Origin of the sequence: Leptolyngbya sp. CCY15150 (genome assembly GCF_016888135.1) — a bacterium.
In the GTDB taxonomy this organism is placed as follows: Bacteria; Cyanobacteriota; Cyanobacteriia; order RECH01; family RECH01; genus RECH01.
In genome coordinates this window covers 84,802-108,673 of record NZ_JACSWB010000292.1, presented here as the reverse complement: position 1 = coordinate 108,673, position 23,872 = coordinate 84,802, and the positions used below count along the sequence as shown (strand labels likewise).

The following is a 23,872-nucleotide window of genomic DNA, read 5'->3' as shown; positions in this document are numbered from 1 at the left end:
GTCGGTTGAACGCTAGTTACCTGACAAAAACCTGTAAAAGGAGCTGACCTTAGGGCGCTAAAAGCTGGGCGTCGCCAGGTTGGGGTAGGGATGGCAAGCTGGACGGTGGCGGTGCTATTGGGGTGCTTGGCGTGGGGGTGGGGCTGGAGAGATCGTGGATGGGCGTAGCTTGTAGATTGCTGATGTAGTTTGGATTGAAGAGGATGACCAAAACTTCAACTAGCTCATCTCGCTGGGCGCGGCTAAGAGCTGCAATGGCCTGGCGATCGCCCTCAAGGGGATTCTCCTCCAGGGTGTTGGCACCGGGATAGCTGCTGGTGTTGATCCCCTCATTGACTCTTAAATAATCTGCCAGGGTAAGCTTCCAGTCCAAGCGAAAGAAAGGCGATCGCTGTTGAACATTCATGTGATACTGCACAATCCGCCCCACAAGAGTATTGTCTGTTGCTACATCGTTGGTGTCTCGACTGATGTAGTAGTTTTCTTGCGGCAGGGTTGGAAGTAGTTGATAGACCGTGCGCCATGTGGTGTCGGCCGTATTAGCCGTTCCAGGCGTAATGCTGCGTCCCGGCGTTTGGGCGATCGGTGTTGGGGCGATCGGTAAGGGTTGGGTCACCTGGGCAACGCCTGCCTGAGGCGTTGCCAGCATTGGTATGAACGCCAAAGCAAGCCCAAGCCCCATCCATAACAACGGCCTCAGGCGTCGCAAGGTGAGCATCAGGCGCTGTTTCAACGTCAAAATCATAGGTGTCTTACCGTCAACGCTATTCGTCGCCAATAATTTCTGGCTGAGTGAGTTCGTCCGACATTTCAATGATGGCGCGGATCACCGGCTTCATCTTGGGATCATCCAGATTTTCAAAGTCTTCGTAGCGGCGGCGCTGGGCCCGGCTTGCTACTTGAACGGTGATGCGATACCGATTGGAAGCGGCACTGACTAAATCCTCGGCCCGACGCATGAGTTGGGCATTATCCACAGTGGAACGCTTCAGCATAGAAAATCCCAGTTTTTTTGAACATTCATCCTAGTTTAGCAAGACTTAGGGTTTCGTTCATGTAAAGTTTGACATAGAGGTGGACGGATCTGCACAATGCTATGCGTAAAAAGCATTATGAAGCGATCGCCCCCGGATATAGGTCTCGACTTTTCGAAGATTTATGCCAAGGGGTTTACAAAAGTCCACAGATCCACAAAGAATGAAACACAGGATTGGGTACTTTAAACACAGTTCCGTCTGTGTTCTCATCTCGATGTATCGACTGTCCATCACGACGCTCTACAACTGCTATTTCTATGCAAACACTGGTGAATCCTTTTGAATCGCGATCGCCGCTCATGCAAAGCCATCACTCCCTGCGAGTGGTGGCTTTAGGAGACAGCCTGATTTATGGATATGGCGATCTAGAGGGAGGAGGATGGGTAGAGCGACTGCGACGCAGTTGGATGCATCCGACTAGCCCTGGCCATGCTCTCTATAATTTGGGAATTCGCGGTGATGGTGTTCAGCAAGTGAGCGATCGCCTAGAAGCAGAGTTTCGCTATCGGGGTGAACTGCGCAACAAGGTACCCGATGTCATTATCTTATCGGTAGGCGTTAATGATTCTGCCCGCCTTGGTAAACCTGATGGACGTAACTTGACAGACTTTGGCAAGTTTACTGAGGTTTTGGAGAATCTGTTAGACCGAGCCCAGCAACTCTGTCCGGTGCTGTTTGTAGGAATGCCGCCTGTCAATAGCGCACATATGCCTTTTTCCGGTTGCTTGTACTACAACCACCTTGATCAAGCGCGCTACAAGACGGCAACTCAAAACGCTTGCCATGATCGCGATATTCCTTATCTCGATGTGTTTGATCTATGGCTATCTCGGGGCGAGCAATGGTGGATGCCTCGTCTTGGCCCTGATGGTCTCCATCCTAATACGGCTGGGTATGAAGCCCTCCTGCAAGATGTGTTGAACTGGTACCCGATGATTCATTGGCTCAATCGATCGCTGGCGACCTCCTAGGGTGCATCGCTGATGGTGGTTAGAACGCACCGTCTCCTCACTAAATAAGTTGCCCTGTAGAGTGCCGTTAGGCGAAGCCGTAACGTACTGTTTTATAGATCTTTGATGCATTACGCTGTCGCTAATGCATCCTACGGGTGCAAAATAAGTTGCTTTGTAGAGTGCTGTTAGGCGAAGCCGTAACGTACTGTTTTATAGATCTTTGATGCATTACGCTGTCGCTAATGCATTCTACGAATTTTACGAATTTGAGCTTAAGGACAGCCTAAGCTATCGCGGGTTGAGACGCCTGTGACTGGATTTACCCCGTCTGCTCTGGCACACAGTTGTTTAATTTCGTAGCGATCGAGGATGGCGTTGGTGAAATCTGCGCCCGTAATGGTGACGCTGTCAAAGCTGGTGCGGGTGGCGGTCACGTCTTCCAGGATGGCATTGGTTAGATTGGCTCCTACCCAAAAGACGCGATCGGCTAGTACGCCCGTTAGGTTGGCTCCCTCTAGGTCAGCATCCAGCAAGATGCCTTTGGTGAGCATGGCGTTGGTGAGATTTGCGCCTTTGAGGTTGGCGTTGCGCATTTCTGCCGCAATGAAGGACTTGCCCGATAGATCTTCGCCAGAAAAGTCTACGTCGTTGAGGCTAGCGTTGGTGTAGTTAACCGTGTCTTCCAGGGCGATCGCTGGCGTGGCGCTCAGCAACATCCATAAAACCGCCAATATCGCGATCACCAACACTTTGATACCCTGACGTAGACTATTGCTTCCCATACTAATGCCCATGCAAGACCGTATTCTATGGTAGCGAGTTTGGGGACGGCGGGGTAGGGAGCGATCGCTTCTAGTGGTTTTTTTCTATGGTGATCCACGATGAAGACCGCATCCGTAGGGACGAGGTGACTGGAGGCTTCACGATCGCTTCATATTAAGAATCATAAAGATGTGGCGGGTTATGATTGAATACGATCAGCTTCTTTGTGGAGAAATGCATAGGGTCAACGTTTCGCCAAGAATATCTATAAGCTAGCGTCCACGACCATCCAAGTCTTGTTGTCTATCTAACCGTAGAGTAAAACCATGAATCATCTTTTTGCCAGCCTTGCGACGATTTCGGCAGGTGCCCTATTGCTCACTGGAACAGGAGTGCCTCAGCTCATGGCACCGGCGATCGCTGCCCCCATGATCACAGAACACACCAAGCAAGCGCCGCAGCGGGTCGTTGTTTTGGATTTTGACTATGCTGCCACCAGCAATAGCAACTATTACCTGTCCTATTGGCGGCAGGGAAGTGCGGCGGGAATTAGCGATTTGGTAGTGAATGCCTTGGTGGGCGATAGTGCCTACACGGTGATTGACAGTAGCTTGGTTGGGGAACGACAAGGTTATGTAACCGATGTGGCTCGGGCTGTAGAAATTGGACGAGAACTAGGGGTTGATTATGTGATCATTGGGTCGGTGACTGAGTTTAATGTGGAAACAGAGTCGTCTGGGGGCAGCTTTTTGGGGATTGGTGCCTCAAGTCGCTCTACGGTTGCCAATGTGGGCATCACGGCACGCATGATTAGCACCTCAGATGGAGCAGTTGTGCAAGCCATGCAGGGCTATGGTGAGGCGAGTGGACGTTCCTCTAGCGGCTCATTTAGAGGTATTGGCGGCGGCTCTAGCAGCAGCCGTGAGAATGAACTGCTCAGCGAGGCTGTTGAGGATGCCGTAACTATGCTGGTGGAAGACCTGACGGATTAGGTTTTGCAAGACCACGGAGGAGCGATCGCTCTTTTAGAGATGAGTAAGATTAGCACTGGTTGCAACCGTTAGGGGCAAGCCGTCATTCTTATCGACTCAAAGGGCGATCGCTTTTCCTTCTCATTCAGGCTTACCTTGCTGCACAATCTTCCTCAAGTCATAGTGCTAGGCTCTGGTTTAAAACCTGCTAAACCCCTTGATCTTTCGTACGAGAGAATCAGGGTTTAGGTGAGTTGTAAAACACGCCCTAGAATGACTTCCTTTATGCCGTTTTCCTGTCTGTTGATCCACCCATCATCATCTGGGCTCCTGTTGTGGCATGAAACAACCAACCGATCATTCAACGGCAAAAATTGTGCGAGGATACCCGCACCTGAGCAGCGTCAAGACATCAATTAAGCTGCTGCATCAACGCTTGCCTCAGCAAAAGCTGTCGATGTATGCAGCTAGTCTTCCACCCGCAGATATCTTCATTCATCCATCAGCAGATATTGTGATTGAGGTGCAGCAGCTAGCCGGACGCATCGCGCATTATCTAGGCTTGCCGATAGGTAGAATCTTGGTGAATTTTAGTTCTAGCTTGCCCTGCCCTGCCCAAGTAGAACTGTCTTCTGCAGATGATTATCTGGTGCGCTTGCATGAGCGTTATCGTTTCGATAGCCAAGATATTCCAGCCCTGCTTGCCCATGAAATTGTTCATATCTTTTTATATCGCCTAAAGATAGCGTTTCCAAATGTTCTGGAGAACGAAATTCTTACCGATACCGCTGCAACATATCTAGGGGTAGGATGGCCCTGCTTGAATGCATTCCGGATCTCAGTACAGGACTCTCTTGACTTTGGCTATGTTGGCCCTAGAACCATACGCCATTTTTCGGCATCGAAGGTAGGCTACCTAACGCCGGAGGAATTTGCCTATGTGTTGGCTAAGCGATCGCTGCTGTTCAATGAACGTATTGATCGCCTCCTGACGCTCCAGGCGCGGGAGCTTTATCGTCAAGGCTTGCGTATAGCCCGCAGGGAAGGAGCGAGACCGCCTTTCGCTCGTAGCCTGATATGGTGGCGGTGGCTCTATCTTGGGCGGCGGTGGTGGACGAAGCGATCGCCTCAGACGGGGAAGCGATCGCAGTTTGCCGACTATCGATTTGAATGGGTGGATGGAGAGATGAAGGTGACCTTTGACTGCCCAGTGTGTTGCCAAAAGCTTAGGCTACCCACCGAACGCCGCCAGATTCACCTAGATTGTCCAACCTGTCAGCACTCTTGCTCGTGTAGAACGTAAGATCCAAGACCGAATAGTTGAAGTTTGGTATCTCTGCTGTCTATTTCAACGATCGGCTTTGAGTACTATCAAGAAGTTCGATCCTAAGGAACCTGTATGAGTGGAAATGCTGCCCGTGTTCAAGCCGTCCATCAGATTATTAATCGAGAGCTGATGCCGCCCAAGCCCCCGGAGCGTCTCGAAGAGATCTGGGCAGAGAATGTCTTCAACCTCAGCAAAATGCAGGCGAGTCTCCCTAAGCCTGTCTTCAAGTCGATTAAAAACACCATCTTGACGGGAGAGCGGCTCGATCCTTCCATTGCTGATACCGTTGCAACGGCAATGCGAGACTGGGCCATGTCTAAGGGGGCGCTCTACTACGCCCACGTGTTCTACCCCATGACCAACCTCACGGCCGAGAAGCATGATGGCTTCATCTCGGTGCAGGGGGATGGTAATGTCATCTCAGAATTTTCGGGCAAGGTGCTGGTGCAAGGGGAGCCGGATGGCTCGTCATTCCCGAACGGCGGCATTCGCGATACCTTCGAAGCTCGGGGCTACACCGGCTGGGACGTGACGAGCCCCGCCTACATCATGGAGACGGACAATGGATCAACCCTGTGTATTCCCACGGTGTTTGTATCCTGGACAGGTGAAGCATTAGATAAAAAAGTTCCTCTCCTGCGCTCCATCACGGCGATGGATAAAGCTGCAAATAAGGTATTGAAAATCCTGGGAAATACAAACGTTGCGCCAGTGAACTCTAGCTGTGGTGCCGAGCAAGAGTATTTCTTGGTGGATACTAACTTTGCCAGCCAGCGGCCAGATTTGCTGTTAGCTGGACGTACCCTATTTGGCAAAGCGCCAGCGAAGGGGCAAGAGTTTGATGACCACTACTTTGGAGCCATTCCCGAACGGGTACAGGTCTTCATGCAGGATGTGGAGTCAACGCTTTATAAACTGGGGATTCCAGCCAAGACGCGACATAATGAAGTGGCTCCTGGGCAGTTTGAAATTGCTCCTTTCTTTGAAGCCGCTAACGTTGCCAGCGACCACCAGCAGCTCCTAATGACCGTCCTGCGTCATACCGCTAAGAAGCATGGATTTACCTGCCTACTCCATGAAAAACCCTTTGCGGGCATCAACGGATCCGGGAAGCATGTCAACTGGTCAGTAGGGAATGCTACCCAGGGGAATTTACTAGATCCCGGTGATTCGCCCCATGATAATGCCCAGTTTTTGGTCTTCTGTGGTGCGGTGATTCGTGGGGTTCACAAGTACGGCTCTTTGATGCGGGCTGTGATTGCCACGGCCAGTAATGATCACCGCTTGGGTGCCAATGAAGCGCCTCCAGCGATCATGTCTGTGTATCTCGGCACGCAGCTAGAAGAAGTCTTCGAGCAAATTAAAACCGGAACGGTGACCGAGTCGCGGCAGAAAGGCGTCATGGACTTGGGTGTAGATGTCTTGCCTTATCTGACTAAGGATGCGGGCGATCGCAACCGAACCTCTCCCTTTGCCTTCACGGGCAACCGCTTCGAGTTTCGCGCCGTGGGTTCGAGTCAATCGGTATCGGGGCCGTTGATTGTCCTGAATACTATGCTGGCTGACTCCCTGGATTGGATCGGTAATCGCTTAGAGAGTGAATTATCCAAGGGCGTGGAATGCAGCACGGCGATCATCACAGTGCTCAAGGAGGTCATGGAAGAGCACGGTGCGGTAGTCTTTGGAGGAAACGGCTACTCTGATGAATGGCACAAAATGGCGGTTGAGGAGCGTGGCTTATCGAACCTACGCACCACGGCTGACGCTTTGCCAGTTCTGAAAGAAGAGTACATTGAAGATCTGTTTGAAAAGACAGGAGTGTTGACGCCCGTTGAACTGGAAAGTCGCTTCGAAGTTTATGCAGAGCAGTATATTCTGTCGATCGAAGTGGAAGCCAAGCTGGTGATCAGCATGGCCAAAACATTGATTTATCCAGCGGCAATTAACTACCTGTCTTCTCTGTCATCTACCATGACTGACCTAATTAGTCTGGGGATTGAGCTAGACAAGGGCAGCGTTCAGACGATTGCAACCTTGACCAACTCGATGATTGCTGCTGTGGGGCAGTTGAGTGATGCTCTAGGTAAGCATGACTTTGCTAGCACCGAAGAGAAGATGCAGTACTGTGCCAAAACCCTTCGTCCATTGATGGATGATGTTCGTGGCTACGCAGATGCCCTAGAAGGAGAAATTGCTGATAGCTTCTGGCCCTTGCCAACCTATCAGGAGATGCTCTTCGTCAAGTAGTACTCTACTCAATCAATACCTTAGTTTCCATTGCTGTCTGAGGTTGGGTTCGCCTAGCCTCAGACTTTTTTATGTGATGTTGATGAATGAAGATATGACATCAGAATATGAGCGAGACGCTCACACCTCATGCACGATCAACGAACTTTGAGCATCGTGCTCAAAGTTCGTTGGCGAAAATCATATTGCAATTCAGCCAAGCCTTCTGCTCTAGTAGGATGCCTATAGTCCGCACCGTACCGCCGCTGAAGCGATTGGCGTAACGCATCCAAGTTTCATAGAATGTGCGTTACGTCCGCGCCTAACAACACCCTACTAGGCAAAGGTTCCAGAACTTGTGGTCACAAACTTTGAACCTGTGCATGCAGTAGCCCGCAGGAGGAAGGGCTCAGATTAGTTGCTGTCCCAAGTTTAGAAAGAGAGCTAGGATAAGAAATGTATCCTGTAGCTTTCTGGCTAGATGAATAGCATTATCTTTGGGCGACCTTCAATGGTTAGTAAACGGTTTCATAGTCTAAGTTGTCAGATACATGGAGTTGCCAATATTCCTCGGCAATGCGATCGCTACTGTATTTGGGGTCATCCCCATTGACGGTGCCACAGATGGTGACGGTACCTACTTTGATGGGGGAATCTTTGAGGGCCGCATGGAGGGTATTAGCCAAGACGCGAAGTCCAGCTTTGCCGATAGACAGCGACACAAAGTCGGGCTGGGGATACAGGGCAAATCCACCTCCTGTGAACAGAATAGTGCCTTGCTGCTGACTCTGCATTGCTGGGAGAACGGCTTGAATGCAGGTCATTGCCCCGGCCACATTGGCCCGAAAATCATTCACCAGCGTTTCATAGCTGGTCTGCAACATATTTTCCATTCGCGGAACAGCGGCATTATAAATAAGTACTGCAGGAACTCCCAACTGGTCTTGAATTGCAGTCAACGCGGTGTTTAACTCCGCTTCATCCCCAGCATCCGCCAAGAAATAGTGGGAGGTGATACCTTCCGCTTGTAGCGTCGATTGGTAGCTCTGGAGCTTTTGTTCATTGCGAGCCATCATGACAAGGGTGAACCCCTCCTTGGCAAACCGGCGAGCGATCGCCATGCCATTACCTTCGCCCATGCCGACAATGATGCAATAGTTAGCCATTGTAGTCTCTCCTTGTTGAGTAATTTATTGAGATATGACTTGCGTGATCAACGTCTGGGATACAGCCATCTCGCCAATAGTTTGGTGAGCCTTGGCATTACCCCATAGGTCATTAAGGTAGTGGTGATAAACACCAAAATCAGTCGTTCCAGTAGATCTGGCAAGGGTGCTAGCCAGATGAGTGGCAACAGTCTCAAAAGCTGGTTAATGCCAAAAATTGCCATGCCAGAGACCAGTGCCATTTTGTAGCGGGGAGGTGGCTGCATTCCTGGCTTTGCAGACAGGGTAAACCAAGTTTCTAACCCGGTTATAATGGAGAAGTGACCGGTATCAACTGTTAGTTCCTTAGCCTGATTCAGAAACTGTTGACGAAGGGTCGAATGTTCCCACTGCTTCAGATGGTCTAGCCGATCAAACTTGAAGACAATACGGTATTCTCCATCTCCTGGTTCGCTAGGACGAAACACTGATGCGCCCAAATAGCCCTCGAAGGTGCTGGCGGTGTTGAGAATTTGCTCTAGCAAGGCTTCAAACTCCCTGGCTTTGCCAGGTCTAGCCCGCTGCACCACATCCACTGTGACCGGAGGATCGGGCTGCATGACTCTAATCCTCAAGCAACAGTGGCGCACCGCTGACCCTAGCCGCTAAGCGCACCACCTGGGCAGGCTCTACCCCCGTCGCTGGAGGTAAGAACATGCCGCCGTTGTTGACGACATACAAGTCGGTGCCGTAGAAGGCCACGGCGGTGCAGCCTGTTACTCCCTGTTCAGCCTGGGCCACGATGGTGGTGTGGCCATTGGGCTCAATGCGAATCACGCTGTTGTAAACATGGGTCGCTCCATAGAGATTGCCGTGATCGTCAAAGGCAAAATCATCAAGGTTCGTGCCTTGAATAAAAACCTCTGGCTCTTGGGGATTGAGCGCTTCATCTAGAGGAATCTGTAAGAGCAACATTTGCTGAGTGTTGGATACGTAAAGGGTCTGGCCAAATCGCTTTAACCCATTAGCTGCCGGAAATACGCTCGTTTCATCACTCCGAGCTAGGAGAGGATGCTCCAGCCATAGGTTGACGGTTTTTGTCGTAGTATCGAATGACCAGATCGCTCCCCGATAGGAATCAGCCATGAGATAGCAGTTAGCCGTTAATGGCGTGATGCCATTGAGGAAGATAGCATTGGGTAAGGTTAGCAGAACCTCTACCTCACCGTTTGACACTATGGCTACAAAAGGGACTCCTTCTCTATTCCAACCGTTGACTAATAATTGATTTGGAGAAATCAAGGCAATGCCGCTGACTTTACCGCTAAGTTGGGCATATACAGTCAGGCTACCGTCTGGGGCAAGTTTAACGATCTCACCGATTTCGTGATTGGTGATATAGATGTCGCCGGAAGGAGCGATCGCCAAGTTTTCTAGAAACGTATTGACCGGGAAGGTAGCCACAGATTCTGCTGGAAGCAGGTTGGTAGGTGTATTGGTATAGATAGGGGGCAAGGTCATAAGAGTACTTTAGAATAAATGGCCATCGATGTTTAGCTCTGTAATTACCTGCGCGTTTTCGCTCAACACGTCCTCACGTTGTGGAGTCATCTTACTAACCAGCAACGCCAAAGTTCTTGCCTACAAACTAAGATAGTGGCACAATCAAGATAAATCAAATTGATTGTGAAAATTACATCTATCAATGAAATCAATTGACTTGAGTGGGATCGATCTCAACCTCCTCGTGGCCTTCGAAGCACTCTACATCGAACGCAGCGTTACGGGAGCTGCCCAACGCATCCATGTGGGGCAGCCGGCGATGAGTGCGGCCTTGGGGCGATTGCGATCGCTCTTTGCCGATGATCTATTTGTGCGGGTGAGGCGAGAGATGAAGCCAACCGTAAAAGCTGTGGCGATCGCTCCCCAGGTTGCTGCTGCTCTGGATACTATTCGAGCCACTCTGGCAGACCTAAAAATCTTTGACCCTGCCCAATCCCAGCAAATATTCACCATCGCCACATCCGATTATTTTGCTAGCTTAGTATTGCCCGAACTGCTGATGATCTTGAGCGATCGGGCTCCTCAAGTCGATCTACGTCTGCTGCCGGTAGACAAATCCTCTATTACAGATGTGTTAGAAGACGGCCTAGTTGATGTAGCTCTGGGAACCTTTACGGATCTGCCGCCCTATATTATGCAGGAAAACCTACTCCCAGAGCGATTTGTCGGTATCGGTCGCGTGGGACATCCGGCGTTTGAACAGGGTGCCATCAGCCTGGAAAAGTTTGCTGCGTTTCCCCATGCCCTGTTTACGCTACGGCGAGATGCTGTTGGTGCTATCGACCAGGCGCTAGCCCAACAGGGATTACAACGCCGCATTTCCCTCACTGTTCCCTATTGGTTTGCGCTACCCAATGCGATCGCTTCGTCGGATCTACTGGCGGCAATTCCCGCTTGTTTGGAGATGCACCTGACTAAGCACTATCCCCTGCAATCCTTTGAAATTCCTCTCGATCTATCCACTTGGTCGGTGTCTATGGTGTGGAGTAGGCTAAGCGATCGCGACTCTGCTAATCTTTGGCTGAGACAGATGATTCAGCAAGCTTGCCAGAAAATTCTAACTGCTTCAGATTATCGTCAAACTCTCCAGACGTAAATAACTTTGAATGCCCACTAGTCAACACCCGCTGGCTCTAGGACAGTCGCCAGGGTGGATGCCATAGCAGTACGACTCCGCAGACGTTTGTAGGGGATAGCGCTTCTAGCTTGAGGTTCATCTGTGATTCAGCAACACTCCCGACTCTGGTGACAGCCTTGCGACTTATTGCCTAGATGACGCTGAGGTATTGGATGGCACAGATGGTGGAGCCTGGAGCCCCTGAACGCGCTGCTTGATAAATTCTTCATGCTGCTGCCGTTCGTAGGCGGTGATCCAGGATAGGGTTGTGGACAGTACAACCAAGCTAAAAAACATGGCGATCGCTATTTCGCTGGTCACAGCAGCTCGGGCGATCAGAGAGACGGCATGGATGTCACCGAAGCCAACGGTGGAAAAGGTGACAAAGGCAAAATAGATGGCGACCAAACCTGGATCGAGTCCAGAAAAATGGCTGGGATCTTGGCGTACCAGTTCGCTATACAGGCTGGAGAAGCCAAGGATAATTGCAGAAAAGCCGATGGATAAGAGCGCTAGAACCACAGGCAGGCGATTGATGGCGGGGGTGAAGGTATAGTCTCGCACCCGCATGGTTCCCTGGAGTCGCTCGACTTCCTGCTCTTTCCCTGCGCCTAGAAACACTTCCAGAATGAGTAAGATAACCAATCCTAGACCACTGCTAATGGAGATCCCGGAGAGCCATAGACCTAGGGCATGACTGGGGGAATCCATCTGAATGGCTTGCAGGGTATTGCGTCCACAGAGAATCAACAGTACCAGGGCGATCGCTCCCATGACCTGACGTAGGGCCGTGAGACCACCATAGCGGGAGGTGACTTGGGTGTGGATCATGGGCTCGTCGGCGGCGATCGCTCCCGTGGCTTGCAAATGCTGGATGATCACCTGAGCGATCGCGTCACTGAGGGCGGGTTCTCGCAGCAACTCGCGGATGGTCTCGGAGACTTGGGTGAGTGGGGCAGGCTGGTCAGGCTGAGCAGAAGGCGGCGGATTCATAGGCGACCAATCGTCTCTTGTACTGTTCGTATGGTGCCATGAAAGCATCGGCAGCAGAGAATTTGGGGGCGATCGCTGACCATGGGCTCTATCAATTGCTTCATGGGTAAGATTTCTATCCATCTGGGGCGCAAGTCCATGAGAGGATAGCCTGGGTACGGCACACCCATACCCCGCCCGTTGTTTTGGACTCGCCATGGTTTCTGCTAACCCATTTCTCAATCTAGACTACGAGCCAGCCCTAGAAGCGATCGGTGATGATTACTATGATGTGGTCGCCGCTGCAGATTTTCCTCAGCAGATCCTGCGCTTTCGTAACGATGCCCTGTTACCCCGGTTAGGGCTATCGCCTGAGTCGGTGACCGATGGCGATTTTATCGAAGCCTTTGCAGCCTTTAAGGGACGGGAACCGCTGCTGGCCCTGCGCTACCATGGCTATCAGTTTGGGGAATATAATCCCTTTTTGGGGGATGGTCGCGGCTTCTTATACGGTCAGGTGCGGGGTACGGATGGCGATCTCTACGACCTGGGTACCAAGGGATCGGGGACAACGCCCTACTCCCGAGGCGGTGATGGCCGCCTCACCCTGAAGGGCGGCGTGCGGGAGGTGTTGGCGGCGGAAATGCTGCATGTGCTGGGGGTCAACACCTCTCGCTGCCTAAGTTTGGTGGAAACCGGCGATTCCCTATGGCGGGGTGACGAACCGTCCCCCACCCGTGCCTCGGTGATGGTGCGCTTCAGCCGTTCCCATATTCGCTTTGGCACCTTTGAGCGTCTGCACTATATTCAGCGTCCAGACTTAATTCAGCGGTTGCTCAACCATGTGATTGTCACCTACTATCCCCATCTCTGGGAGGAGAGCGATCGCTACGAGTTGTTTTACCAAGAGCTGGTGCAGCGGACAGCGGACTTGACGGCCCAGTGGATGATGACGGGTTTTTGCCATGCGGTGTTAAACACCGACAACATGTCGATCACCGGCGAAAGCTTTGACTACGGCCCCTATGCCTTCCTGGATCGCTACGATCCTCGCTTCACGGCCGCCTATTTTGACTACAGCGGTCGCTACTGCTACGCTAATCAACCGGCGGCCTGTGTATGGAATCTAGAGCGGCTTCAGGTGCCGTTGAAGGCTGTACTGTCGGCGGATGTCATGAAGGATGCCTTAGCTGGATTTGGCGATCGCTTCACCACAGAGTATCGGCGGTTGATGCTGCAAAAACTGGGCTTGGCGCATGTGCCGGATGACCTCGGTATTCCTTTGCTGCAAACGACGCTCCAGCTTTTGGTGGACAGCGACATCAGCTACCATGCCTTTTTCCTGATGCTGCGGCAGCAGGTGTCGCCCCTGTGGTGGCAGGATGCATCCTTGATGTTGAATGGGGCGATCGCCCAGCCTGGCTGTGAACTGGATGAGTCCCAATTTCACCCAGCCCATCTCCAAGAATGGCGATCGCTCTACCATAGGGCGATCGCTGCGGCAGAGCATGAGGCGGTGGCGGCAAGGCTCAATCGCTGGAATCCCGATACCATCCTGCTGCGATCGCAGATTGAAGCGGTGTGGGAGCCGATTACTGTGGATGATGACTGGCAACCTTTTGAACAGTTGCTCAAGCGTATCTGGGCATCGGTGAAGATATCAGCTCCGGTGCTGTAGGGGGGATGCTTGAACGGTGGTTGGGGACGGCGTTGCGGAATCATACTGTTATTCTGCAATGCCGAGTTCACCTACCTAGCAGGATTTAAAAATCAAAAATCCCGCAGTGATGCGAGATTTCTTAAAATCGGAGCGGCGGGATTTGAACCCACGACCCCCACTACCCCAAAGTGGTGCGCTACCAAGCTGCGCTACGCCCCGAATTGCAATGAATTACAATGCTTAACTAGAATAGCATACATTGTAATTCAGGTGACGCCTTCAGCGTCAAATTTTCTGCCAAAGCTGGGGTAGGGGCAACCCGTAGGCAGACCCTACCCTCCTTGTCATAGACTACTCAACGCCTTCGATGCGGTCTTCCACTTCTTGGTAGAGCTGGCGTAGGCGATCGAGGTTTTCTTCGCTGGTTTCCCAGTAGCCACGACCGTTGACCTCCAGCAGCGTGGTCACCATCTTGCGGAAGGAGTGGGGGTTGAGGTTCATCAACCGCTTTTGCATCTCCTCGTCTTCCATGAAGGTGGTGTTCACATCTTCGTAGACCCAGTTGTCTACAGCGCCCGCCGTTGCCGACCAGCCGACCGTGTTCACCAATCGCTTCGATAGTTCCCGCACGCCTTCGTAGCCGTGGGAGAGCATCCCTTCGTACCACTTGGGATTGAGCATTTTGGTGCGGGCATCGAGGCGCACGGTTTCTGACAGGCTGCGTACCTGAGCATTGGCTGTGGTGGTATCGGCGATGAAGGACGACGGGGTCTTGCCGTCCTTGCGCAGATTGGCGACCACCTTGGTGGGGTCGGAGTCGAAGTAGTGGGACACATCCGTCAGGGAAATTTCTGACGAATCCAGGTTTTGGAAGGTGACATCCACGGTCTTCAGGGAGGCTTCGAAGATCTCCCGTGACTCGTCCATCATGCCAGGGTTGTCGGAGTTGAAGGCAAAGCCCTTGCGGCGCAGGTACATATCCTGCAGTTCCGACTCGTTTTCCCAGGTGCTGTTTTCCACGGCCAGGTTGACGTTGGCGGCGTAGGAACCGGAGGCGTTGGAAAATACGCGGGTAGCGGCTTGGCGCAGATGGATGCCCATCTCTTCTGCCTGCTGCAGGGCGTGCTTGCGCACAAAGTTCATCTCAATGGGCTCATCGGATTCGGCGGCCATCTTGATAGCCCGATCCAACAGGTTCATTTGGTTGATAAACAGGTCGCGGAAGACCCCAGAACAGTTGACCACCACGTCAATACGAGGACGTTTCAGTTCCTCTAGGGGAATGAGTTCCAGCTTGTTCACCCGACCGAGGGAATCTGGCACCGGCCGCACACCCACCAGCATCATCACCTGGGCCAAGGATTCACCGTAGGTTTTGATGTTGTCGGTGCCCCAGAGGACGAAGGACACGGTTTCGGGATAGGCTCCACCATTTTCGGCCCGTTGGCGATCGAGCAAGCGATCGACCACGATGGTGGCGGACTGCACCGCAGCGGTGGTGGGAATGGACTGAGGATCGAGAGCGTGGATATTTTTGCCGGTGGGCAGGACATCGGGGTTGCGAATTGGGTCGCCGCCGGGGCCAGGGATGACGTATTCACCCTCCAGCGCCTTCAGCAGAGCGCCCAGCTCGTTATCCGCGCAGACCTGCTGCAGACAGAATTCCAGATATTCCATCAGCTTCTTGAGGGCGTCCACATCCACATTGGGGTAGCCTGCATCGGTCAGCGCCTGCAGCCATGGCTCCTTCTTGCCCATGTTGAAGAAGTTGAGCTTGGAGACCAAGGACACCCGACCCTCTGCATCGGTTTGGGCCTGAACTAAGGCAGCCACGGTGACGCGGGTGGCTTGGGTGATGTCGTAGAGCAACTGCACGTCTTCTAGAACGCCGCGATCGCTGTTCTTGTAGATATCATCCAAGTTACGGCCAATGCTGGTGGCGATGATGCGCGGTAGACCCAGCAGATCATCTTCGGCGCGATCGAGGCTGGCGATATTCACCAGGGTGGCGATCGCTTCCTCTGCCGTCGGTGGTTGACCGATGATATGCAGACCGCAGGGCAACAGCCGCGACTCAATTTCCATCAGGCGGATATAGACCTTGCCGATGAGATTGTCCCGCTCTTCCATGGAAAGCTGATCGGCCTCGACCTCCGGTAGATCGATGTCCTTATCCAGATTCACCAAGCGACATTTATCCACAATGGCATTGACGATTTGAATCGCCCGGCCGCTTTCCTTCTGGGTTTGGTAGGAGGCAATCAGTTCGCTGAGTTCCTTCAGACCTTTGTACAGCCCAGCATTTTCGGCTGGGGGCGTCAGGTAGCTGATGGTCTCGGCATAGCTACGGCGCTTGGCGATCGTCGCTTCTGAAGGGTTATTCGCCGCGTAGTAGTAGAGGTTGGGAATAGTGCCAATCAGGCTATCGGGGTAGCATTCGCCCGACATGCCCATTTGCTTACCCGGCATGAACTCTAGGGAGCCGTGGGTGCCAAAGTGCAGCACCGCGTCCGCCTGCCAGATGCGTTCGAGGAAGGTGTAGTAGGCGGCGAAGCCATGGTGGGGGCTGGCGGAACGGGAGAACAGCAGCCGCATCGGGTCGCCTTCGTAGCCGAAGGTGGGCTGAACCCCGATGAACACGTTGCCGAAGGACTTACCGTAGATCAGCAGATTCTGACCATCGGAGTTGAGATGTCCTGGCGCAGGGCCCCAGCTATCTTCCAAGCGCTTATGGTAAGGCGTTAGCTCCTCATACTCTGGCACCGACATGCGGTAGGCCACATTCAGCTCGGGGCTGGCGTATTGGGCCTGGGCATCATGGATCACCGCTTCCATCAGCGCTTGGGGCGAATCGGGCAGGTCTTGAATGTCGTAGCCGTTGCCCTTCAGCGCCTTCACCACTTCGTAGATGGAGCCAAACACGTCGAGGTAGGCGGCAGTACCCACGTTGCCTTTATCGGGCGGGAAGCTGAAGATGGTAATCGCCACCTTCTTATCCACCTTGGGCTTACGGCGGAGGGTGGCCCATTTCATGGCCCGTTGGGTGATGGCTTCAACCCGATCTTGGAGAGCGATCGCTTTCCCCGTGGCCCCATCGCGACCGGAGAGGATGATCGGTTCAATGGCTCCATCCAGTTCGGGAATAGCAATTTGTAGCGCCACCTGAATCGGGTGGAGACCCAGGTCGCTATCCTGCCATTCTTCGGTGGTTTGGAACACCAAGGGCAGCGCCACCATGTAGGGACGGTTGAGGCGCTTGAGGGCGTCGATGGCCTTGGGATGATCCTGCCGAGCGGGGCCGCCAACCAGGGCAAAACCGGTAAGGGAAATCACCGTATCGACGAGGGTCTTGCCGGGGGAATTGGGGTAGTAGAAATAGGCATCGACGGGTTTTGAGAAGTCGAGTCCGCCGGCAAACACCGGGATCACCCGTGCGCCCATGCATTCCAGCTCCTGCACCATGGCCACATAGTGGGCATCATCCCCGGTGACCAAGTGGGTGCGCTGCAGCACCATGCCCACCGTGGGCACGAGGGGATCTTTGAGGTCATCGGAAATATCAGGACGGCTGTTATACCAGGTCAAATAGTCCTGCACATCCTCAAACATGCGCGGAGCCAAGGGATGCCAGATGCCCATGTCGGGGTAGGTGACCGGCTCTTGGTAGTGCAGAGCTTCCCCATCTTGGGATACTTGGTCTTTGAAGACATACTTGTCGGCCAACATCAGCAGGAAGTTTTCCAGGTTTTCCGCCGAGCCACCCAGCCAATACTGGAAGCTGAGCATGAAGTTGCGAGCATCCTGGGCCTTGTCCATGGGTAGATACTTCAGCACCTTGGGCAAGGTGTTGAGCAACTTGAGCATGGCGTCTTGGAAGCTGCTGCCCGACTGCTTCTTGCGCTTCTTCATGAACTCGCCGATGGCGCTCTTGGATTGACCAAGCTGGGCCATGGAGAAGGTACCCATCTTGTTGAGGCGCATCACTTGCGGCATGGAGGGGAACACCACCGCCACGTCGAGGTGATCGCGGTGGGGCTCCACCGCTGTCACCACCTTTTCCGCAAGCTCTTCGATGAAAATCAAAGAGGCAATGAAGACATTCGCGTTGGCGACGTCCTTCTCAAAAGCTTCGTAGTTTTCTGGGCTGCGGAGTTCTTCTAGCAGATACCCGCTGATTTCGATGGCGAGATTGGGGTTGTTCTGGTTAATCGAGCGAACCGCCGCGGATAAGGCGCTTTGGTACTGCGGCTCTAGCACCACATAGACAACCTTGAGCAGCGAACGGTTCTGAAGATTTTCCGGCTCAATGTGTCTGATCGCGGGCTTGACATAAGTGAACATTCAGTGAGGCTCCTGTAAAGCTGCCAGATTGAGGCTTGCTCAAATCACTACTATTGAGTGTTTGTACCAGAAAAACCAGGTCAGAAACCGCACCCTCCTAAGATCTGAAACAATTTGATAAAAAAACTGAGACAAAAATTTACAATATTTGACATATCCTGAAGTAGGCACTCATTTAATTGTAAATTTATTGCAACAATGTTAAGGGCGATCGCTCCCATGTCTTTTCAGCTCTGGATTTCACCGATGGGGATCGGTCACGTTTTTGGGCGAGATTGGGCGATTGCTGGGAATTATGCCTAGGATCAAAGTAGCTGGAACCGTTAGGGACTGCCATGAAACGCATCGTGTTAATCGCTGGGTTTGAGTCATTTAATGCCGATCTCTATCGCCAAGCGGCCCGAGAGGTGAGCGATCGCTGTCCTGAGCTACAGATGCAGGTGTTTAGCGATCGCGATCTGGCAGCGGATCCCCAGGCGGTTGAGCAGGCGCTCCAGGGTGCTGATGTGTTTTTCGCCAGCCTGATGTTTGACTACGATCAAGTCCTCTGGCTGCGGGAGCGGGTACAGCAGATTCCCATTCGCCTGGTGTTTGAGTCGGCCTTGGAACTGATGAGCCTCACCCAACTGGGCAAGTTTGCCATCGGCGACAAGCCTAAAGGTATGCCCAAGCCGGTGCAGTTTATCCTTAGCAAGTTTGGCGGCAGCCAGCGGGAGGAAGACAAGCTGGCCGGCTACATCAGCTTCCTCAAGGTTGGCCCCAAGCTTCTGAAATACATCCCCGTGGGCAAGGTGCAGGATCTGCGCAACTGGCTGATCATCTACGGCTATTGGAATGCGGGCGGCAGCGACAACGTGGCGGCTATGGCCGGGTACCTGGCCAAAACCTACCTAGGGCTAACCGTTGGCGAGATTCCGCCGATGCTGGAAACCCCCAACATGGGGCTGCTCCATCCCGACTACGACGGCTATTTTCTATCCCCCCGCTCCTACCTCGACTGGTACCTGAGCCAATCTTCCCTAGCTGCCACCGCTCCCCGCGTCGGTCTGCTGCTCTACCGCAAGCATGTGATCACCCGCCAGCCCTACATTCCCCAACTGATCCGGCATTTTGAGCAAGCCGGGCTGATTCCCATTCCCATCTTTATTAACGGTGTGGAAGGCCACGTAGCGGTGCGCGACTGGATGACCACCGCCCACGAACAGGCCCAGCGCCAGCAGGGCACCGTAGACCTTCCCTCCCTCTCCACGGATGCCGTGACGGTGGATGCCATTACCTCGACCATTGGCTTTCCCCTGGTGGGCGGCCCGGCCGGATCCATGGAAGCCGGGCGGCAGGTGGAGGTAGCCAAGCGCATCCTCAGTGCCAAAAATGTGCCCTATGTCGTCTCCGCGCCGCTGCTGATTCAAGATATTCATTCCTGGACACGCCAGGGTATCGGCGGTCTGCAAAGCGTGGTGCTCTATGCCCTGCCCGAACTCGACGGAGCCATCGATCCGGTGCCCCTAGGCGGCTTGGTGGGCGACAAGATTTACCTAGTGCCCGAACGGGTGAAACGGCTGACGGGTCGGCTGAACCAATGGATTGCCCTGCGCCGCAAACCCAAGAGCGATCGCAAGCTGGCGATTATTCTCTACGGCTTTCCCCCCGGCTACGGCGCAACCGGCACCGCCGCCCTGCTGAATGTGCCTCAATCGCTGATGAACGTCCTACGGGCCTTGGAATCTGAGGGGTACGATCTCGGCAACGACCCGCTACCAGAGGATGGGGAAGCCCTGATTGCCCAAGTGAAGGCCGCAGACGATCTGTTTGTCTCCGCCATGCCCCCCGGCTCTCGGCTGACCGATGGCCAAACCACCACCGTCGCCCCCCGCCAGTTGGAGAAATGGCTGGGCTACCTGCTCACCCGCCGGGTGGAAAAACAGTGGAAATCCCTCACCCAGAGCGGCATTCGCACCCTCACCGGCGAACATCCCGAGGATAGCCGCTACCTGCTGGGCGGCGTGCAGTTGGGTAATCTGTGGATTGGCGTGCAGCCGCCCCTGGGTCTCCAGGGCGATCCCATGCGGCTGATGTTTGAGCGAGATCTGACGCCCCATCCCCAATATGCCGCCTTCTACCAATGGCTCCAGCACGACTTCCAAGCCGATGTGGTGCTCCACTTTGGGATGCACGGCACGGTGGAATGGCTGCCCGGCTCCCCCCTCGGCAACACTGGCTATTCCTGGTCGGACGTCCTCCTAGGCAATCTGCCCCATCTTTATATCTATGCGGCCAATAATCCCTCCGAGTCGATGCTGGCCAAGCGGCGGGGCTACGGCGTGCTGATTTCCCACAACGTACCGCCCTACGGTCGAGCTGGTTTGTATAAAGAACTGGTGACCCTACGGGATTTGATCGCCGAGTATCGCGAGGATCCCGAGAAAAACGACGGACTCACCGAGATTATCTGTAAAAAAGTTCTGGATACTGGTCTAGAAGCCGACTGTCCCTTTGACGATGCCAAGCGCCTTGGCCTAGCCTTCAGTCCTGAAACCGTCCGCATGTTCAGCAGCGATCGCTTCCGCCACTACCTGGTCAAGCTCTACGACTATCTGCAAGTGCTCGAAGCCCGCCTCTTTTCTTCGGGATTGCACATCCTCGGGGAAGCACCAAATCCAGACCAAGTGCAGGGCTATTTATCCGCCTACTTTGGCGATCGCCCTGACGATGATCAAGACCAAGCGGCGATCGCCCAGGAGATCACCCACCGCCTGGCCCAAACCACTGACGAACTCACCAACCTACTGCGCGGCCTCAACGGCGAATATATTCCCCCCGCCCCCGGCGGCGATCTGTTGCGCGACGGCCCCGGCGTCTTACCCACCGGCCGTAACATCCACGCCCTCGATCCCTACCGGATGCCCTCCCCCGCCGCCTACGAACGCGGGAAAGCGATCGCTCGCCAGTTGATCGCCCAACACCAGGACGCCCAGGGAACCTATCCAGAAACCATTGCGGTGATGCTCTGGGGCTTGGATACGATCAAAACCAAGGGCGAATCCATCGGTATCTTACTGGAACTGGTGGGAGCTGCACCGGTGAAAGAAGGCACCGGCCGCATTGTCCGCTACGACCTGATTTCCCTAGACGACCTCGATCATCCCCGCATTGATGTCCTGGGTAACTTATCCGGCATCTTCCGCGATAGCTTCGTCAACGTGATTGAGTTACTCGACGATCTATTCCAGCGCGCCGCCCAAGCCGACGAGCCGATTGAGCGTAACTTTATTCGCAAACATGCGATCGCCCTCCAAGCTCAAGGTGTCGAAAATCCCTGTGCCCGTCTCTTTTCCAATCCCGCTGGTGACTTTGGTTCCTTAGTCAACGATCGCGTCGTGGATTCCAACTGGGAAACCGGGAAAGAGCTAGCCGACACCTGGAAAGGTCGCAACACCTTTAGCTATGGTCGCCACGATAAAGGGCAGTCGCGCCCCGAAATTTTAGATATCTTACTCCAGTCCACCGACGGCATTGTGCAACAGATCGACTCCGTGGAATATGGCTTAACCGATATTCAGGAATATTACGCTAACACCGGCGCGCTGAAACAGGCAGCCGAACAGAAACGCGGCAAGAAAGTCACTGCTAGCTTCGTGGAAAGCTTCTCCAAAGACACTACCCCTCGCAGTTTAGAATCTCTCCTGCGCATGGAATATCGCACCAAGCTCCTTAATCCTAAATGGGCTGAAGCCATGTCCGACCAAGGTTCTGGCGGAGCCTACGAAATTTCCCAGCGCATGACTGCTCTGATCGGCTGGAGCGGCACGACAGATTTCCAAGATCACTGGGTCTATGATCAAGCCGCCGAGACCTATGCCCTTGATGCAGAGATGGCCGAGAAGTTACGGCGGGCTAACCCCGAAGCGTTTCGCAATATTGTAGGACGAATGCTAGAAGCTCACGGTCGCGGCTTTTGGGCTGCGGATGATCGGAAACTTAGTCAGTTGCGATCGCTCTATGAGTTAACCGATGAAGAGCTAGAAGGGGTGACGGTGTAGCAACAAAAAAGCTGAGAGTGACGCTCAACGTATTGAATCTCAATCACTTCAGCTTTATCTTTACCTAGCTCAAACTTACGTCGAAGCAATCTTGGCAGTGGTGAGGGTGGCGTTGATCACCTGCATAGCTTGACCAATACCATCCTCCGCCCGAATGGTTCTTCCTAGATGCTGAGCTTGCTGTCGTAGGGCTGAGTCTGTGGTTGCCTGCTGGATAGCATGGGCCAGAGAATCAATCGAGAGGCGTTTTTTGGGAATGGGTTGAGGACTAACGCCTAATTGAGCAGAGCGATTGCCCCAAAAGGGTTGATCGGCAAAAAACGGTACAACAATCCCCGGTATGCCCGATCGCAACGTTGCTGCTGTTGTTCCTGCACCACCATGGTGAACAATCGCCTTCATGCGGGGGAACAGCCAGTCATGGGGAATGGCGTCTAGCTTAAAGATGTGGTCGGGAAGATCGGTATTTTGAATGCCGCCCCATCCTGTGAGCAGCAGTCCCCGTTGACCGGTTTTCTCTAATGCAGCCAGGGCGATCGCTGTGATAGTTTCTGCATCTCGGCTGGTCATAGAGCCGAATCCAATCGAAATGGGTGGGTCTCCTGCATCCAAAAATGCCAGCAGATCAGCCGGTGGTGTGAAATCCGGCGGCGCATCCAGAAACCAGTATCCCGTTATATGGTGGTGGGCATCCCAGTCGGGAGGATGAGGAATGACTGCTGGACTGTAGCCCAACAGCTTAGGCAGCGATCGCCAACGCTGACTCAAGAACGGACATTCTTGGTGCGGCGCTAAGTGCAGCGTGCGCTGCCGCCAATCATTGACCGATTGCTTGAAGAGCTGCCAGTAAAAGCGGTTGAAAAATTGATAGACCCAACGATTGAGGGTTTTTCCCAGGTGAAAGGGAGGAGCCATCGGGTGGGTGATTGATCCGGTTGGCAAAAGGGGTTGGAGGAGGGCAATGAAAGACGGTAGTCCCAGACACTCCGCCACATCATCGCCAAAAAAGGCTGTGCCGCTGCTAATGACGGCATCTGCATCCTGACAAGAGGCCCAAGTCTGGGCTAAGGACTCTGCCAAAATCGGATCTAGCGCTTGTCGTAAAAGACTCAGAGCTTGCAGTGAATTGCCTCCGGATTCAATCATGCTCTGCCCTGCTTCTCCTTGGACGATCGCTTGCACATTACCGCCAATGGGCCAGAAGTCTAGACCATAGTGTTGAATTAAATCTTTGAAGGTGTCGTGGGTGGTGAGCTGGACGGTGTAGCCCGCTTGCTGTAGCCCTACTCCCAGCGCGATGTAAGGCTGAACATCACCGCGAGACCCGATCGTGAGAATGTTGATTTTCATGGGTGCTTATTTTGGTGACCGTATGCTAACAGACTACGGTAGCGGCTTTTGCGATCGCTCTATGAGTTAACCGATGAAGAACTAGAAGGGGTGACGGTGTAAATATACTAGATAGATAAAGTCGAGGCTACACAGTTCAAATTGGCATCAACAAGCCGATATTCATGAGCCTGTGCAGTTAGGTTTTATCTATATGAGCACGACGTCTAGTTGCCATACCCGATGGACAGAGCGGGCAAGGCAGCTTTGGACAACCACACCCATCGATGAATGACCGCCACAACGGATAGTCACCGTAGCAGATGCGATCGCCTAGACTATGGGTATCAAAATGGGCAGTACTGGACTCGAACCAGTGACATCCTGCTTGTAAGGCAGGCGCTCTACCAACTGAGCTAACCGCCCCTG

The 23,872-nt window shown here is 53.4% G+C and carries 16 protein-coding genes and 2 tRNA genes; 7 read left to right on the top strand and 11 right to left on the bottom strand.

Translation table 11 applies throughout. The features are described from left to right. Nucleotides 1-49 precede the first annotated feature (49 nt). A complete protein-coding gene (locus tag JUJ53_RS23485; protein WP_204154479.1) occupies nucleotides 50-649 on the bottom strand; it encodes a hypothetical protein in 600 nt (199 codons plus the stop codon). Between the two features lie 115 nt (nucleotides 650-764). Continuing rightward, nucleotides 765-995, bottom strand: coding sequence for a DNA-directed RNA polymerase subunit omega (locus tag JUJ53_RS23480; protein ID WP_204154478.1), 231 nt, complete (start codon nucleotides 993-995; stop codon nucleotides 765-767). Between the two features lie 299 nt (nucleotides 996-1,294). On the opposite strand from JUJ53_RS23480, the gene JUJ53_RS23475 reads away from it, so the two are divergent. Then, nucleotides 1,295-2,008 (top strand): GDSL-type esterase/lipase family protein, encoded by a 714-nt coding sequence (locus JUJ53_RS23475; RefSeq protein WP_204154477.1) that lies wholly within the window; start codon nucleotides 1,295-1,297, stop codon nucleotides 2,006-2,008. A gap of 254 nt (nucleotides 2,009-2,262) precedes the next feature. On the opposite strand, the gene JUJ53_RS23470 is transcribed toward JUJ53_RS23475, so the two are convergent. Beyond that, on the bottom strand, nucleotides 2,263-2,772 hold the full coding sequence (locus JUJ53_RS23470) for a pentapeptide repeat-containing protein (RefSeq protein ID WP_239125318.1): 510 nt from the start codon (nucleotides 2,770-2,772) through the stop codon (nucleotides 2,263-2,265). A gap of 306 nt (nucleotides 2,773-3,078) precedes the next feature. On the opposite strand from JUJ53_RS23470, the gene JUJ53_RS23465 reads away from it, so the two are divergent. The 3 genes from JUJ53_RS23465 (at nucleotide 3,079) to JUJ53_RS23455 (ending at nucleotide 7,297) form a co-directional block, all read left to right on the top strand. Beyond that, a complete protein-coding gene (locus tag JUJ53_RS23465; RefSeq protein WP_204154475.1) occupies nucleotides 3,079-3,744 on the top strand; it encodes a CsgG/HfaB family protein in 666 nt (221 codons plus the stop codon). 319 nt (nucleotides 3,745-4,063) lie between these two features. Beyond that, on the top strand, nucleotides 4,064-5,026 hold the full coding sequence (locus JUJ53_RS23460; RefSeq protein WP_204154474.1) for a hypothetical protein: 963 nt from the start codon (nucleotides 4,064-4,066) through the stop codon (nucleotides 5,024-5,026). A 96-nt stretch (nucleotides 5,027-5,122) separates the two neighbouring features. Then, the gene (locus JUJ53_RS23455; RefSeq protein WP_204154473.1) at nucleotides 5,123-7,297 is read left to right on the top strand and encodes a glutamine synthetase III; all 2,175 of its coding nucleotides are present in this window, start codon (nucleotides 5,123-5,125) and stop codon (nucleotides 7,295-7,297) included. Nucleotides 7,298-7,791: 494 nt separating this feature from the next. Here JUJ53_RS23455 and JUJ53_RS23450 read toward each other — a convergent pair whose 3' ends face one another. Genes JUJ53_RS23450 through JUJ53_RS23440 form a run of 3 tightly spaced genes read right to left on the bottom strand, consistent with a single transcriptional unit; the run spans nucleotide 7,792 to nucleotide 9,942 of the window. After that, a complete protein-coding gene (locus tag JUJ53_RS23450) occupies nucleotides 7,792-8,442 on the bottom strand; it encodes an SDR family NAD(P)-dependent oxidoreductase (protein ID WP_204154472.1) in 651 nt (216 codons plus the stop codon). Between the two features lie 47 nt (nucleotides 8,443-8,489). Next, nucleotides 8,490-9,041: an antibiotic biosynthesis monooxygenase gene (locus JUJ53_RS23445; protein ID WP_204154471.1), complete on the bottom strand. Its 552-nt coding sequence runs from the start codon at nucleotides 9,039-9,041 to the stop codon at nucleotides 8,490-8,492. 4 nt (nucleotides 9,042-9,045) lie between these two features. After that, nucleotides 9,046-9,942, bottom strand: a complete 897-nt coding sequence (locus tag JUJ53_RS23440; RefSeq protein ID WP_204154470.1) for an SMP-30/gluconolactonase/LRE family protein — start codon at nucleotides 9,940-9,942, stop codon at nucleotides 9,046-9,048. A gap of 184 nt (nucleotides 9,943-10,126) precedes the next feature. Here JUJ53_RS23440 and JUJ53_RS23435 point away from each other — a divergent pair, with 184 nt between their 5' ends. Further along, a complete protein-coding gene (locus JUJ53_RS23435) occupies nucleotides 10,127-11,080 on the top strand; it encodes a LysR family transcriptional regulator (RefSeq protein WP_204154469.1) in 954 nt (317 codons plus the stop codon). Between the two features lie 165 nt (nucleotides 11,081-11,245). On the opposite strand, the gene JUJ53_RS23430 is transcribed toward JUJ53_RS23435, so the two are convergent. Next, a complete protein-coding gene (locus tag JUJ53_RS23430; protein ID WP_204154468.1) occupies nucleotides 11,246-12,094 on the bottom strand; it encodes a potassium channel family protein in 849 nt (282 codons plus the stop codon). A gap of 196 nt (nucleotides 12,095-12,290) precedes the next feature. On the opposite strand from JUJ53_RS23430, the gene JUJ53_RS23425 reads away from it, so the two are divergent. After that, a complete protein-coding gene (locus JUJ53_RS23425; RefSeq protein WP_204154467.1) occupies nucleotides 12,291-13,751 on the top strand; it encodes a YdiU family protein in 1,461 nt (486 codons plus the stop codon). 127 nt (nucleotides 13,752-13,878) lie between these two features. Here the strand turns inward: JUJ53_RS23425 and JUJ53_RS23420 are convergent. Continuing rightward, nucleotides 13,879-13,952: transfer RNA gene (locus JUJ53_RS23420), tRNA-Pro, on the bottom strand. 132 nt (nucleotides 13,953-14,084) lie between these two features. Beyond that, nucleotides 14,085-18,074: a magnesium chelatase subunit H gene (locus JUJ53_RS23415; RefSeq protein ID WP_204154466.1), complete on the bottom strand. Its 3,990-nt coding sequence runs from the start codon at nucleotides 18,072-18,074 to the stop codon at nucleotides 14,085-14,087. Between the two features lie 335 nt (nucleotides 18,075-18,409). Here JUJ53_RS23415 and bchH point away from each other — a divergent pair, with 335 nt between their 5' ends. Then, nucleotides 18,410-22,114, top strand: coding sequence for a magnesium chelatase subunit H (gene bchH, locus JUJ53_RS23410; protein ID WP_204154465.1), 3,705 nt, complete (start codon nucleotides 18,410-18,412; stop codon nucleotides 22,112-22,114). A gap of 75 nt (nucleotides 22,115-22,189) precedes the next feature. On the opposite strand, the gene JUJ53_RS23405 is transcribed toward bchH, so the two are convergent. Then, on the bottom strand, nucleotides 22,190-23,464 hold the full coding sequence (locus tag JUJ53_RS23405; RefSeq protein ID WP_204154464.1) for a glycosyltransferase: 1,275 nt from the start codon (nucleotides 23,462-23,464) through the stop codon (nucleotides 22,190-22,192). Nucleotides 23,465-23,796: 332 nt separating this feature from the next. Further along, nucleotides 23,797-23,869 (bottom strand) — tRNA-Val (locus tag JUJ53_RS23400). Between the last annotated feature and the right edge of the window lie 3 nt (nucleotides 23,870-23,872).